The following is an 11,852-nucleotide window of genomic DNA, read 5'->3' as shown; positions in this document are numbered from 1 at the left end:
CCGCGCGAAGGACCATCCCGCTCCGCATGGACAACCCGCCCGTGCCACCCGACGTCGCCCAGGTGCTCCGGCACAACCGCACGCTGCTGTACCGGCACACAGCCTCGCGCCTCGCGCTCGCCGCGGGTCTGCTCGCGGTTCCGTTCGTGGCGCACACGGTCGGGTACGACGCGGCCCTGCCCGCGTTCGCCGTCCCGGCCGCCTTCCTCGTCCTGATCTTCCTCATGCTCCGGCTGCGCCACGGCTCGCGGCTCAGGGCATGCGGGCAGGTGCTGCGCACCTATCCCCTGGAGTATCGGACGCGGGTGTCCAAGAAGGGCTCCGAGTGGAAGTACCTCGGCACCGTGTTCACCATCCGGCTCTCGGTGCGCGGGCAGCACGGGGCCCCCTCGCTGCGTGCGGTCAACGCCTCCACGGTGCGCCGCTGGCCGGAGGAGGCCGAGGAGGGCGGCGCCTGGTTCGCCGGTGACCCGGTCTTCGGCGGCGTCATGATCGTGCCGGGCAGCAACGCCATGCTCTTCGTGCAGCCCGCGCCCTGGGCGAAGTACGAGGGGGAGCGCGCGCAGGCCGGTGCGCAGCGAGCCCTCCTCGCCGAACAGGCCGGAATCTCCCGGCTGTTGGAGAAGGAACCGAACATCATGGTGGGCGGATGAAGCGCGTTCTCGGCTGGGCGAGCGGTGTCGTCCTCGCCTTCGTCATGGCCTTCTGGTGCGTCACCGCGACCGCCGACATGGCCCTGTCCGCCGGTATCTACGGCACCCCGGGCACGTACAAGGTGGAGCGCTGCTACGACACCGACCTGAGCGGTAAGCACTCCGCATACGACTGCCACGGGGACTTCACGCCCGACGGCGCGACGGCCGCCGACTACGTGTCCCTCAAGGACACCGGACGCGACTATCCGGACGGTACGGAGTTCGCGGCGCGGCAGGGTATCGAGCCGGAGACGCTCCAGCGGGTCGGGTTCTGGGGCGTCGTGGGTGAGCTCTGGCAGGTGTCGATCTGCGTGGCCGTCCTCGCGGTCCTCGCGTACCAGGCGATCAAGCCGCGCGGGGCGGACCGACGCGGCGAAGACCATCGCCGGGAACCCTCGCGGCGCCAGCGGGTGGCCGACCGGGTGGGTTACGCCGTCCTGGTCGCCGTCCCCGTGGGGTTGCTGAGCTGGATCGCCATGGTCGCGGAGCCGACGCCCTAGGGGCTGCCGGCCGTCCCCAGGCCTCGTTCCCCGGTCCCGTCCCCAGGTCTCATCCCTGGCTCTCGTCCCCGTCGGCACCCACTGCCGACCTCGCGCGCCGCGCGACGAACACCTCCAGCCCGTCCAGGATCCGCTGCAACCCGAACTCGAAGTGGTCGAAGTCGGGGCCCCAGGTGTCCTCGTCGAGGGTCGCGAGGAGCGGGTAGCGGCCGGACGCCATGATCTTCTCCAGCATCGGCGTCTGGGCCTGCCAGAACTCCGTGTCCGTCAGGCCCGTCCGGCGCTCCGCCTCCTGCGCGTACAGCCGGGTGCGCGCGGCCCCGACGACGTACCCGTCGATCATGATGATCGCCGAGACCAGCTCGGGGTCGGGCAGGCCCATCGGCTTGATGCGGTCGAGCACCTTCTCCATGCCGTCGAGCGCGCTCGGGCCCAGGATCGGGCGGGACTGGTTGACCTGGAGCAGCCAGGGGTGGCGGCGGTAGAGGTCGAGGGTCGCGCGGCCCATGGCCGCCAGTGCCGAGCGCCAGCCGCCGTCGCCGAGGTCGGCCGGGTTCTCGGAGGGGCGCTGGACGCGGTCCAGCATGAGGTCGAGCAGCTCGGCCTTGCCGGGGAGGTAGCGGTACAGCGACATCGTGCCGGTGCCCAGCTCCGCGGCGACCCGGCGCATGGACAGCGACTCCAGCCCCTCGGTGTCCGCGACCCGGACGGCCGCTTCCACGATCTGGTCCAGGGTCAGGGCCGGCTTGGGTCCGCGACTGGGCCGCCGGCCCGTCTCCCACAGGAGCTCCAGGGTGCGGACGATATCGCCGCTGCCACTGGTCTCCGTACCGCCGGTACCGCCCTTGCCGCTCGTCATGCACTTCAGCTTAAGTCCTTCGGGAAAAACTGGGTACGCTGTACGCGCAATCGGGTACGGTGTACTCAGTTATCCGAGAGGGGGACCCCATGACAGAAGGAAGCGTCGGGAGCGACGGATACGCGGTGCGGGCCGAAGGGCTGGAGAAGCGCTACGGCGAGAAGCGCGCCCTGGACGGCTTCGACCTGGCCGTACGGGAGGGCACGGTGCACGGCCTGCTCGGGCCCAACGGCGCGGGCAAGACCACCGCCGTACGCATCCTGTCCACGCTGGTCAAGCTGGACGGCGGCCGGGCGACGGTGGCCGGACTGGACGTGGCCCGCCGGCCGCGCGAGGTGCGGGCGCGGATCGGGCTCACCGGGCAGTACGCGGCCGTGGACGAGGTGCTCACCGGCCGGCAGAACCTGGAGATGTTCGGCCGGCTCTTCCACCTGGGCGGCAGGCGGGCCAAGCTGCGCGCCACGGAACTGCTGGACCAGTTCGACCTGACCGACGCCGCCGACAAGGGCGTCGGCAAGTACAGCGGCGGGATGCGGCGCCGCCTCGACCTCGCCGCCTCGATGATCCTCGCCCCGGCCGTCCTCTTCCTCGACGAGCCGACGACGGGACTCGACCCGCGCAGCCGGGGTGAGGTCTGGGAGTCGGTGCGGGCGTTGGTGGCGAGCGGTACGACGGTCCTGCTGACCACGCAGTATCTGGAGGAGGCCGACAAGCTGGCCTCGCAGATCACCGTCATCGACCAGGGGCGGGCCATCGCCGACGACACCCCGGACGGGCTGAAGAACCTCGTCGGCGGCGACCGTATCGAGGTCGTGGTCGCCGAACGGTCCGACATCCCGCGCGTGGTGAAGGTGGTCGCCCGCGTCTCGGACGGTGAACCCGAGGCCGACGAGGAGGAGTCGCGCGTGCACGCCCCGGTCACCGACCGGGTGTCCGCGCTGACCGAGGTGGCCCGGACCCTCCAGGACGAGGGTGTCCAGGTCGAGGACATCGGGCTGCGCAGGCCGAGCCTCGACGACGTCTTCCTGCGGCTGACCGGACACCGCACCGAGTCCACCCCCTCAGCGGAGAAGGAGCCCGTCGCATGACCGCCGTAGACCTGACCGTCCCGGCCACGCACGGCCGCCTGTACTGGGCCCTCGCCGACGTCTGGAACGTCGTCCGGCGCGGCCTGACCCACTACCAGCGCCAACCGGTCAACATCGCCTGGCAGCTGGGCTTCCCGATCCTGTCCGTGCTGCTCTACGGCTATGTCTTCGGCAGCGCGATGAAGGTGCCCGGGGGCGGGAACTACACGGACTTCCTGATGCCGGGCATGTTCGTGATGACGATGGCGTTCGGCTTCATCAACACCGCCACCCTCGTCGTCTACGACTCGACGAAGGGCGTCATCGACCGCTTCCGTTCCATGCCGATGGCCTCGTCCGCGGTCGTCGCCGGGCGCGGGATCACCGATCTGCTCGCCGCCTGCGCCGAGTTGGCGATCATGATGCTGACGGCCTTCGCGATGGGCTGGCGCCCGGACGGCGGTCTCGGCTTCCTCGGTGCCTTCGGCCTGCTGCTGTGGCTGCGGTTCGCGCTGATCTGGATCGGGGTGTGGCTGGGCCTGCTCGTTCCCAACCCGGAGGCCGCCGGCGGCCTGTTCGCCGTGGCCTTCCCGCTCACGATGATCTCCAGCATCTTCGTCGCGCCCCAGCTGATGCCCGACTGGCTGGGCTGGGTGGCGGCCTGGAACCCGATCTCCTCCACGGCGGCGGCCAGCCGCGAGCTGTTCGGGGTGCCGGGCGCGGCGGTGGCCGGGGGCTCCTGGATCGAGCAGCACGCGCTGCTGATGGCGGGGGTGTGGCCGGTGATCCTCACGGCGATCTTCCTGCCGCTGGCGGTACGCCGGTTCCAGAAGCTGAGCCGGTGACCCTAGGACCGGCGGCCGAGCCGTCGGCCGGCCGGTGGTGAACCGGTGAATGCCGCGCACCTCCTTGACGTGCCCATGGTGCGTCAGTTTCCTGGGAGGTGCGCGGTGTATGGGAGCGCTCCCATCGTTCCGGGGCCGCGCCACCCCGAGAGGAACAAGGGACATGTTCCGCAGCTTGCGAAGAGCACTGTGCGCGGTGGCCGCCGCGCTTCTGCTACCGCTGGGGGCCGGTGCGCAGCCGGCCGAAGCGTCCGCGCCCGGCGCCGTACAGGCCGCCGAGGCCGGCGCCGGCTACTGGCACACCAGCGGTCGGCAGATCCTGGACGCGTCCGGGCAGCCGGTCCGGATCGCCGGGATCAACTGGTTCGGATTCGAGACCGGCAACCACGTCCCGCACGGCCTCTGGTCCCGCGACTACAAGAGCATGCTCGACCAGATGACCTCGCTGGGCTACAACACCCTCCGCCTGCCGTTCAGTGACGACATCCTCAAGTCCGGCACCCTGCCGGACAGCATCAACTTCGACGGCGGCAAGAACGCCGACCTCCAGGGCCTGACGTCCTTGCAGGTCATGGACAGGATCGTGGCGTACGCCGGTCAGATCGGCCTGAAGATCGTCCTGGACCGGCATCGCCCCGACGCGGCCGGCCAGTCCGCGCTCTGGTACACGACGGCGGTCCCCGAGTCGACGTGGATCGCCAACCTGAAGGCGCTGGCGACGCGTTACGCCGGCAATCCGACCGTCGTCGGTATCGACCTGCACAACGAGCCGCACGACCCCGCCTGCTGGGGCTGCGGCGACACGACGCGCGACTGGCGCCTGGCCGCCCAGCGGGCCGGCAACGCCGTCCTGTCCGCCAATCCGGATCTCCTCGTCATGGTCGAGGGCGTGCAGTCGCACGACGGCGTCAACGGCTGGTGGGGCGGCAACCTCATGGGGGTGGCCCAGTACCCGGTCCAGCTGAACGTCCCGAACCGGCTCGTGTACTCGGCCCACGACTACGCCACCAGCGTGGCCCAGCAGCCCTGGTTCAGCGATCCGTCGTTCCCCGCCAACATGCCGGGCGTGTGGGACAAGTACTGGGGTTACATCTTCAAGCAGAACATCGCCCCGGTCTGGCTGGGCGAGTTCGGTACGACACTCCAGTCGACGGTGGACCAGAAGTGGCTGACCGCGTTGGTGACGTACCTGCGGTCGACGTCGACGTACGGCGCGGACTCGTTCCACTGGACCTTCTGGTCCTGGAACCCCAACTCCGGTGACACGGGCGGCATCCTCAAGGACGACTGGTCGACCGTGGACACGGTGAAGGACGGGTACCTGGCGGCCATCAAGGCGCCGGGCTTCCCGGGAGGCGGCGGGGGCGACCCCGACCCGGACCCCGACCCCGGCGGCAACGGTGCCTGCGGCGCCGCCTACACCGTCAGCAGCGACTGGGGCGGCGGCTTCAACGCCGAGGTGAAGGTGACCAACACGGGGGCGGCGCCGCTCACCTCCTGGAAGGTGACCTGGACCTGGTCCGGCTCCCAGCGGGTGACCTCCATGTGGAACGCGTCCTACACACAGACCGGCGCGACGGTGACCGCCTCCAACGCCGCACACAACGGGGCGGTGCCGGTGGGCGGTTCGGCGAGCTTCGGGTTCGGGGGCGCGCCTGGGGGCGGGGGTGTGCCGAGCGTGAGTTGTGCCGCCGGATGACCGGTGTGAACGGGCTCCTGGCCTCGTCGGCGACGGAGCCCGTTCGAACTACGCGAACTGGCGGCGGGTGAGGCGGGTGAGAAGGGCGCCGTTGGGGAAGGTGGTGCGCTCGGCGACGTCGAAGACGGTGGGGTCGAAGGCGCCGTCGAACACCGGGACTCCGGTTCCGGCGACGACCGGATAGGTCTTGATCAGCAGCTCGTCGAGCTCGGGCAACAGGGCGCCCGCGAGCCGGCCGCCCCCGCAGAGCCAGATGTCCAGCCCGGTCTCCCGTCCAGCGCCCACCTCGCCCTTGAGCTCGCGGACGAGGGCGAGCGGGTCGCTCGGTACGACGGTGACGGCCGGGTCGGTGTCCGGCTTGAGGGTGCTGGACACCACGTACTGGCGAAGGTGCGCGTACGGGCTGGTGATCCCGTTGTCGAGGGGGAGGCGGTAGGTGCCGCGACCCATGACGACGGTGTCGAAACGCCGGTTGGGCGCGTCGCCGACACCGGCGGCCGCGCGGTAGGCGGTCGGGACGGTCTCCGGGTACAGCTCGTTCATCCAGGCCGAGTAGGCGGCGGCCTGCCGCTCGTCGCCCTGCGGAAAGAAGTCGAACTCGCCGCCGGGGCCGGCGATGCGGCCGTCGATCGAGACGCCGATGTAATACACGAGCTTCCGCATGGTGCCCCCACATGTAGTACTCTGATTGTAGTGGTTTGAACGTAGTACTACATCTGGAGTGGTGTCAATGGTGAGACGCAACGACCAGCGGCGCGCGGCCCTCGTTGACGCGGCGATCGAGGTGCTGGCCCAGGAGGGCGCACGCGGCCTGACTTTCCGGGCCGTGGACGCCGGGGCCTCCGTTCCCGCCGGGACGGCGTCCAACTACTTCGCCAGCCGTGACGACCTGTTCACCCAGGTCGGTGCCCGGGTCTACGAGCGACTCCAGCCCGACGAGGCCACGATCGCCCGCCAGCGGGAGGCCGGCCGCGACCGGGAGACCTACGCCGAGCTGATGCGCGAACTCGTCGGCCGCATCGCCTCTTTCCGCACCGGCTACCTCGCCCTGCTGGAGCTCCGCCTGGAGGCCACCCGCCGCCCCGAACTGCGCAAGGTCCTCACCGAGCGGGTCCGGGCCGATGTCGACGCCAACGTCGCCTATCACGAGGCATCCGGCCTCCCCGGCGACGCCACGGCCGTCAAACTGCTCATACTGACGCTGAACTGGCTGATCGTCGAGCAGCTCACCCTGCCGGACGTCTTCACGGAGGCGGAGCGCGAACAACTGGTGACGGCCGCGGTGGAGCGCATTGTGGCGGGGGAGTAGGTGACTGGGCCCTGCTGTGCTGGTTCATGACATGAGAGGTGGGCGCGCAGGACCTCGGCGATGGTTGCGACGCGCGGTGTCCCGTCATCTGTCCAGCGGGCACGGGAGGTCGCGGAGTCCGCGTCCCGGGGCGCACTTCACCACGGCCAGGCTCAGGTACGAGGGGCGTTCGAGGTAGAAGCCGAGTGCCACGTCGCCGCCGGATGCCAGTCGCTCGGCGGCGGAGGCGGTGAGGCCGGTGAGGCGACGGGCCTCGCGCTGGGTCGGGGATGCGAACCGAGGTGCGTACTCGGTCAACCGGTCACTGAGCCACGCCGTCGCCGCACTCGGATCCGGCCACGTGCCACGCACCAGTGCCCGTGGCTTGACGAGCCAGTACGCCGTTTCCAGCGGCGGCAGGTCCGACGTCGGGAACTGCGCGGCCACTTCGCGGTAGCGCTGAACCAGTTCCGGTCGGCTTCCTGCGGGTGGAGGGTCCGGGTGGGGCGGGCGTCTCAGTGCTTCCTGGTCGAAGCGGGCCTTGGGGCCCGTCCACAGGTAGGCGTGGTGGTGCACGGGGTGTCCAGTTCGGTGTGCGCGCACGTGCGGATCGGGGAGGGGGCGGCAGCCGGTCCTGGTCGGGTGCTGGTCGGGGGTACGCCGTTCCAGGACCGGCTGGGGAGGGGAGAGGGGCCTCAGGCGGGCAGGTCGAAGCGGGCCGGGTCGATGCCGGCCGCGTGCAGCTCGGCCGACGTGAAGCGCAGCGGTGGTGCCTCCGGCCGCTTGCTGTCGCCCAGGGCCCAGGCATCGGCGCCGATTTGGGCCAGGGTCACGCATGACTCGCCGTCGGGGTGGGTGTTGCCGCCGCATGCCTTGACGAACGAGGCGGCGGAGAGGTCGAGCGCGTACAGGTCGATTCCGTTCAGCATTGCTTGCACCTTCCTGCTCGGCTGGTGGAGTTCGGGGAGGGGACCGACACTCGCCCTATGCACGTCCGTGCACGCCCGAGGTGTGGTCCCGGATCTCGGTGGCGTGACGCCTGGCCTGCGCCATGTCACCGGACTGCTCGCAGGCGAGAAGCTGCCGCCAGTTCGCGGCGCAGACGTCGCAGCCGGTGGCGGGGGCACAGTCGAGCAGCCAGGCGTCGAAGCCGGTGGGTAACTGCGTTGTCATGGGTCGCCTCCCCGGGGTGGTGTGGCTTCGGGGATGACCGTAGGGAGGGGGAGGGGAGCGAGGGGTGGAATATTCGCCGTTATTCTCGCGCTGTCACTCTGGATGCATGGACATTCACTCAGGGGGAGCGACAGGCTGGGTGCGCAACGTCGTCGAGGAGCAAGGGAGTTGTCATATGGCACGTAGGTTGCGCTTCAACGGGACCGGGAGTGACGGTGACGGATGCCCGTCCCTGCACGAGGACTTGGACAGCGGAGAGATCATCGTGCACGGTCCTGCGCTGACGGACGCCGCTGATGTGGCGCAGCTCCAGCACCTCTCGGAGGGAGAGGTCGCGGTCGTGGTGCCTCGTGAGCTGCTGGTGGACTGGGCGCCGAAGGTGCGGACGCGCAAGGTGCGGACGATCGATCTGGATGAGTTCAGCGGCTTGTTCAGCAAGTTCGAGCACACCGCATGGCGGTTGGAGACCCGGCGGCGGTACGCGAGTGATGAAGCCAGTGACCGTTGGGAGAGCTTCATCGAGACCGGGAGCGTCGTCGAGGACTGGCCGGAAGGCGCGCCTGTCAGGGCGTTCCGCGACACGATGCGCGCGCAGACGGCACAGGGGAAGCGTGTCGAGCGGGTGCGCATTGTGGACCAGCCCGCCACCACCGGTCAGCGCTACCTTCTCGACGGCGCCAGGTGGAACATCGCGACAGGTGAGGACATCCGCAACATGTGGCGTGCCGACGCGGAACGGCTCTGCCTCCCCGCCGAGGACTTCTGGCTGTTCGACAGCCGCCTCATCGCACTCCTCCAGTTCGATGACGACGACCAGCTCACCCATGTCGATCTCATCACGGAACCGGCAGAGGTGGTGCGCTGCGCCATGATCCGGGATGCTGCTTGGCACCACGCCGTACCGTGGCAGCAGTTCACGGCGGAGATGCACAGCGGCGCATAGGAGCATGAATGGGTACCGGTGAGCACGGACTATCAGAGGGCACGCGAAGAACTGGGCCGAAGGCTCAGGGAACTGCGCGTCGAGAGCCCTGATGGCCGGCTCACCGGTACCGAACTGGCCCGACGGCTGGGGTGGCCGCAGTCGAAGATCAGCAAGCTGGAGAACGGCAGGCAGACCCCTACGGATGACGACCTCCGGGCATGGGCTGAGGTCGTAGGGCAGCCAGCGGTGTTCCCGGAACTGCGCGCTCGCCTGAAAGGTTTCGAGAGTCACATCCGTTCCTGGCGGCGCCAGCTGGCGGCGGGGCATGCGCCTGTGCAGGAGAACTGGAACACCCTCGTCAACGAATCTCGGACCCTGCACGTGTGGAACAACCACGTCGTCAACGGCATGCTTCAGACTGCGGACTATGCCAGGAACCTCTTCGAGCGCTATGCGGAATTCCGACGCTCTCCACGGGACGCGGAGGACGCTGTGCGAGCCCGTATGAAGCGGCAGGAGTGGCTGTACCTGCCGGGCAGGCAGTTGAAGGTGCTCATGTGGGAGGGGGCGCTGCGGGCGAAGGTGTGCCCCCCGGAGGTTTTGGTAGCTCAACTCGACCGCCTTCTCGGCGTGGTGGGCATGGACACCATCCACCTCGGCATCGTGCCGCTGGATGCTGCACTGCCTCTACCGCCGGGAGGTGCGTTCTGGATCCTGGATGATCGCTTGGTCACCGTCGAGGACTGGCACGCCGAACTCTGGCTCGACGACGCTGAAACGATCGCCCTCTACCGCCGCGTCTGGGACACCTTCGCCGAGTCGGCCGTGTACGGCACCGACGCCCAGCAGGTAATCGCCCGAGTCCGCCGCAGCATCAAGGTCTGAGGACGTACGGCCGTACCACGTCGTCGGACGTCTCCCAGAGCGACCTCCGCGAGGGGAGGGCGGCCGGCCAGCACTCCTCGTCCTGCGGAAACGGCAGTCGATAGCCGGCCGCGCGGCACCGCTTGGCCCAGCGGTGCCACCGGGCGTCACGAGGGTTCGGTAGCCGCCATACGTACGGGTCCGGCGCCCTCACCTCGCCCGCGAGGTCCCGTTCGTCCACCGCAGGGCGGCTGAGCAGTCGGGCGACCGCGTCATAAACCCGCCGGAACATGAGCCCTCTCCAGTGTCTCGGTGAGCGTGAACCGGGCCCACACACACTTCGCGTACGGCTCCTGCCGGTGCCCCCAGGTGTCGGCCAACTCCTCCACCAGCGCGAGCCCGCGTCCGCCTTCCTCGTCCGGTCCGGAATCGCGTGGCCGAGGGAGCCGGTCCCTGTCCGGGTCGTGGACTTCCAGCACGAGTTCCGTGTTCTGGAGGGTGAGCGTGACCTCGACCTGGGCGTAGGAGATCCGGCAGTGCGTCACGGCGTTGGTGACGAGTTCGTTCGCCAACAGGCAGACGCTGTCGGCGGGTTCGTCGGTGATCCCCCAGTTCACGAGGGCTTTGCGGATGCGTTGGCGAGCGGTGGACACGTGTCGCCTGTGCTTGGGGATGCGGAAGGTTTCGGTTTCGGGCATGGGGGTGCCGTACCTCCTGACGTGTCGTCAAGGATGCGCTCTGCTGGGCGCCTTACGAAGCTAGGCTTGGATTCGGCATCGATGCAACCTGGATCGATGAATACATGCACGGATGGCGCTCGATCGAGTGATATGCGCGTGGGTTTAATCCCGGGTGTGGCAGTGTTGCCGCAGGAGAGGGGAGGGCCCATGCCTACAGGTGGACGGCCGACAGTGCGCAGCAGGCGACTGGGTACGGCGCTCAAGCAGTACCGGCAGGCCGCCAAGCTCGACCAGCCGCAGGCCGCCGAGATCATCGCGTCAAGTCAGGCACGCATCAGCCGTGTCGAGAGTGGGCACGCCACGCCACGCGTCATCGAGGTGCGGCTGCTGCTGGACGCCTACGGCATCACGGATTCAGAAGTGCGGGACAAGCTGGAGGAGTTGGCCAAGCACTCCAAGAACCGGGGCTGGTGGCTGGAGCATGCCGAGCATCTGAGGCCGGACTACGTCGATCACATCGCGTTGGAGGACGACGCTACTCACATCCGCGAGTGGCAGCCGATCATGGTGCCGGGGCTCCTGCAAACTCCCGCTTATGCAGAGGCGGTTGTCGCCGCCAGCCCTCACTACATCGAGCCGGAACGAGCGGCCGAGTTGGTGAAGGTCCGCATGGGGAGGCAGGCGAAGATCGAAGAGGGTGGAGCCTCGTACACGGCCATCCTCTGGGAAGCGGTTCTCACGCAACCGCTGGTGAGTGTTGAGATTCACCGGGAGCAACTGTCCGCGATCCTTGAAGTCGGGAAGCGGAAGAACGTCACCGTGCAGGTACTGCCGGTCAGTGCGGGCGTACTGGCGGGCTATTCCTGCGCTTTCTACTCCTTCAGCTTCGACGAGGAGCCGACGGTCGAAGCGGTCGCCATGGACAATCTGCGAGGCACATCTGTCCTTGAAGGGGCCGAGGACCTTGCCGCTTACGCCAATACGTTCGACCTACTACGATCGTCAGCATTGACACCGGACGCGAGCGCGAAGCTCATCCGAGGCATACTGCGGAGCTTGAAGGAAGACACATCGTGACCGAGGTTGTTAGCCCCTTCTGGAAGTCCTCGTACTCGGGCGCGGAGAACGCCTGCGTCGAGGTCGCCGACACCGCCCCCGGCGGCCGAGCCGTCCGCGACAGCAAGCAGCAGGATGGTCCCCTGCTCATCGTCTCCCGCGATAGCTGGCAGGAGTTTCTCCAGCGGATTGTGTAGTCGT

The 11,852-nt window shown here is 68.8% G+C and carries 17 protein-coding genes; 10 read left to right on the top strand and 7 right to left on the bottom strand.

Going from position 1 to position 11,852, the window contains the following annotated elements; translation table 11 throughout:
• Positions 1–26: 26 nt before the first annotated feature.
• Together ACFU95_RS12100 and ACFU95_RS12095 are read left to right on the top strand one after the other, a co-directional pair.
• Complete coding sequence (locus ACFU95_RS12100) at positions 27–653, top strand: hypothetical protein (RefSeq protein ID WP_383825541.1); 627 nt, start codon at positions 27–29, stop codon at positions 651–653.
• On the top strand, positions 650–1,195 hold the full coding sequence (locus ACFU95_RS12095) for a hypothetical protein (RefSeq protein WP_383825538.1): 546 nt from the start codon (positions 650–652) through the stop codon (positions 1,193–1,195). The genes ACFU95_RS12100 and ACFU95_RS12095 overlap by 4 nt, the downstream gene beginning before the upstream one ends.
• A gap of 49 nt (positions 1,196–1,244) precedes the next feature.
• On the opposite strand, the gene ACFU95_RS12090 is transcribed toward ACFU95_RS12095, so the two are convergent.
• Positions 1,245–2,054 carry a TetR/AcrR family transcriptional regulator gene (locus tag ACFU95_RS12090; RefSeq protein WP_383825535.1) on the bottom strand — a complete coding sequence of 270 codons (810 nt, stop codon included), beginning with the start codon at positions 2,052–2,054 and terminating at the stop codon, positions 1,245–1,247.
• Between the two features lie 89 nt (positions 2,055–2,143).
• Here ACFU95_RS12090 and ACFU95_RS12085 point away from each other — a divergent pair, with 89 nt between their 5' ends.
• The 3 genes from ACFU95_RS12085 (at position 2,144) to ACFU95_RS12075 (ending at position 5,665) form a co-directional block, all read left to right on the top strand.
• Positions 2,144–3,142 (top strand): ATP-binding cassette domain-containing protein, encoded by a 999-nt coding sequence (locus tag ACFU95_RS12085; protein ID WP_383825532.1) that lies wholly within the window; start codon positions 2,144–2,146, stop codon positions 3,140–3,142.
• The gene (locus ACFU95_RS12080; protein WP_383825529.1) at positions 3,139–3,966 is read left to right on the top strand and encodes an ABC transporter permease; all 828 of its coding nucleotides are present in this window, start codon (positions 3,139–3,141) and stop codon (positions 3,964–3,966) included. Before ACFU95_RS12085 ends, ACFU95_RS12080 begins: the two co-directional genes overlap by 4 nt.
• Before the next feature lie 163 nt (positions 3,967–4,129).
• Entirely contained in the window at positions 4,130–5,665 is a 1,536-nt protein-coding gene (locus ACFU95_RS12075) for a cellulase family glycosylhydrolase (protein ID WP_383825526.1), read from the top strand.
• 48 nt (positions 5,666–5,713) lie between these two features.
• Here the strand turns inward: ACFU95_RS12075 and ACFU95_RS12070 are convergent, their stop codons facing one another.
• Positions 5,714–6,328: a dihydrofolate reductase family protein gene (locus ACFU95_RS12070; RefSeq protein WP_383825524.1), complete on the bottom strand. Its 615-nt coding sequence runs from the start codon at positions 6,326–6,328 to the stop codon at positions 5,714–5,716.
• Between the two features lie 67 nt (positions 6,329–6,395).
• Between ACFU95_RS12070 and ACFU95_RS12065 the strand changes: the two genes are divergently transcribed.
• Positions 6,396–6,974, top strand: coding sequence for a TetR/AcrR family transcriptional regulator (locus tag ACFU95_RS12065; RefSeq protein WP_383825521.1), 579 nt, complete (start codon positions 6,396–6,398; stop codon positions 6,972–6,974).
• An 84-nt stretch (positions 6,975–7,058) separates the two neighbouring features.
• On the opposite strand, the gene ACFU95_RS12060 is transcribed toward ACFU95_RS12065, so the two are convergent.
• The 3 genes from ACFU95_RS12060 to ACFU95_RS12050 all read right to left on the bottom strand — a co-directional run bounded on the left by ACFU95_RS12060 (position 7,059) and on the right by ACFU95_RS12050 (position 8,126).
• Positions 7,059–7,529, bottom strand: a complete 471-nt coding sequence (locus ACFU95_RS12060; RefSeq protein WP_383825518.1) for a hypothetical protein — start codon at positions 7,527–7,529, stop codon at positions 7,059–7,061.
• Positions 7,530–7,648: 119 nt separating this feature from the next.
• On the bottom strand, positions 7,649–7,882 hold the full coding sequence (locus ACFU95_RS12055; RefSeq protein WP_383825516.1) for a DUF397 domain-containing protein: 234 nt from the start codon (positions 7,880–7,882) through the stop codon (positions 7,649–7,651).
• 55 nt (positions 7,883–7,937) lie between these two features.
• On the bottom strand, positions 7,938–8,126 hold the full coding sequence (locus tag ACFU95_RS12050; protein WP_383825513.1) for a hypothetical protein: 189 nt from the start codon (positions 8,124–8,126) through the stop codon (positions 7,938–7,940).
• 175 nt (positions 8,127–8,301) lie between these two features.
• Here ACFU95_RS12050 and ACFU95_RS12045 point away from each other — a divergent pair, with 175 nt between their 5' ends.
• Both ACFU95_RS12045 and ACFU95_RS12040 read left to right on the top strand, forming a co-directional pair.
• Positions 8,302–9,069 (top strand): DUF6879 family protein, encoded by a 768-nt coding sequence (locus ACFU95_RS12045; RefSeq protein WP_383825511.1) that lies wholly within the window; start codon positions 8,302–8,304, stop codon positions 9,067–9,069.
• Positions 9,070–9,087: 18 nt separating this feature from the next.
• The gene (locus ACFU95_RS12040) at positions 9,088–9,936 is read left to right on the top strand and encodes a helix-turn-helix domain-containing protein (protein WP_383825509.1); all 849 of its coding nucleotides are present in this window, start codon (positions 9,088–9,090) and stop codon (positions 9,934–9,936) included.
• Here ACFU95_RS12040 and ACFU95_RS12035 read toward each other — a convergent pair.
• A complete protein-coding gene (locus tag ACFU95_RS12035) occupies positions 9,926–10,207 on the bottom strand; it encodes a hypothetical protein (RefSeq protein ID WP_383825507.1) in 282 nt (93 codons plus the stop codon). The two genes, ACFU95_RS12040 and ACFU95_RS12035, sit on opposite strands and share 11 nt — an antisense overlap.
• A complete protein-coding gene (locus ACFU95_RS12030) occupies positions 10,188–10,613 on the bottom strand; it encodes an ATP-binding protein (RefSeq protein WP_383825504.1) in 426 nt (141 codons plus the stop codon). The genes ACFU95_RS12035 and ACFU95_RS12030 overlap by 20 nt, the downstream gene beginning before the upstream one ends.
• A gap of 189 nt (positions 10,614–10,802) precedes the next feature.
• On the opposite strand from ACFU95_RS12030, the gene ACFU95_RS12025 reads away from it, so the two are divergent.
• Both ACFU95_RS12025 and ACFU95_RS12020 read left to right on the top strand, forming a co-directional pair.
• Entirely contained in the window at positions 10,803–11,672 is an 870-nt protein-coding gene (locus ACFU95_RS12025; RefSeq protein ID WP_383825501.1) for a helix-turn-helix transcriptional regulator, read from the top strand.
• Positions 11,669–11,848, top strand: a complete 180-nt coding sequence (locus tag ACFU95_RS12020; protein ID WP_383825499.1) for a DUF397 domain-containing protein — start codon at positions 11,669–11,671, stop codon at positions 11,846–11,848. The genes ACFU95_RS12025 and ACFU95_RS12020 overlap by 4 nt, the downstream gene beginning before the upstream one ends.
• Positions 11,849–11,852: the final 4 nt, after the last annotated feature.

Origin of the sequence: Streptomyces sp. NPDC057623 (assembly GCF_042800355.1) — a bacterium.
Classification (GTDB): domain Bacteria; phylum Actinomycetota; class Actinomycetes; order Streptomycetales; family Streptomycetaceae; genus Streptomyces.
This window is presented reverse-complemented; position numbering and strand designations above follow the sequence as displayed.

Bases quoted from the DNA above. Each gene is read 5' to 3' on its own strand.
- ACFU95_RS12100 (WP_383825541.1), top strand. From the start codon at position 27: ATGGACAACCCGCCCGTGCCACCCGACGTCGCCCAGGTGCTCCGGCAC.
- ACFU95_RS12095 (WP_383825538.1), top strand. From the start codon at position 650: ATGAAGCGCGTTCTCGGCTGGGCGAGCGGTGTCGTCCTCGCCTTCGTC.
- ACFU95_RS12090 (WP_383825535.1), bottom strand. From the start codon at position 2,054: ATGACGAGCGGCAAGGGCGGTACCGGCGGTACGGAGACCAGTGGCAGC.
- ACFU95_RS12085 (WP_383825532.1), top strand. From the start codon at position 2,144: ATGACAGAAGGAAGCGTCGGGAGCGACGGATACGCGGTGCGGGCCGAA.
- ACFU95_RS12080 (WP_383825529.1), top strand. From the start codon at position 3,139: ATGACCGCCGTAGACCTGACCGTCCCGGCCACGCACGGCCGCCTGTAC.
- ACFU95_RS12075 (WP_383825526.1), top strand. From the start codon at position 4,130: ATGTTCCGCAGCTTGCGAAGAGCACTGTGCGCGGTGGCCGCCGCGCTT.
- ACFU95_RS12070 (WP_383825524.1), bottom strand. From the start codon at position 6,328: ATGCGGAAGCTCGTGTATTACATCGGCGTCTCGATCGACGGCCGCATC.
- ACFU95_RS12065 (WP_383825521.1), top strand. From the start codon at position 6,396: ATGGTGAGACGCAACGACCAGCGGCGCGCGGCCCTCGTTGACGCGGCG.
- ACFU95_RS12055 (WP_383825516.1), bottom strand. From the start codon at position 7,882: ATGCTGAACGGAATCGACCTGTACGCGCTCGACCTCTCCGCCGCCTCG.
- ACFU95_RS12050 (WP_383825513.1), bottom strand. From the start codon at position 8,126: ATGACAACGCAGTTACCCACCGGCTTCGACGCCTGGCTGCTCGACTGT.
- ACFU95_RS12045 (WP_383825511.1), top strand. From the start codon at position 8,302: ATGGCACGTAGGTTGCGCTTCAACGGGACCGGGAGTGACGGTGACGGA.
- ACFU95_RS12035 (WP_383825507.1), bottom strand. From the start codon at position 10,207: ATGTTCCGGCGGGTTTATGACGCGGTCGCCCGACTGCTCAGCCGCCCT.
- ACFU95_RS12030 (WP_383825504.1), bottom strand. From the start codon at position 10,613: ATGCCCGAAACCGAAACCTTCCGCATCCCCAAGCACAGGCGACACGTG.
- ACFU95_RS12025 (WP_383825501.1), top strand. From the start codon at position 10,803: ATGCCTACAGGTGGACGGCCGACAGTGCGCAGCAGGCGACTGGGTACG.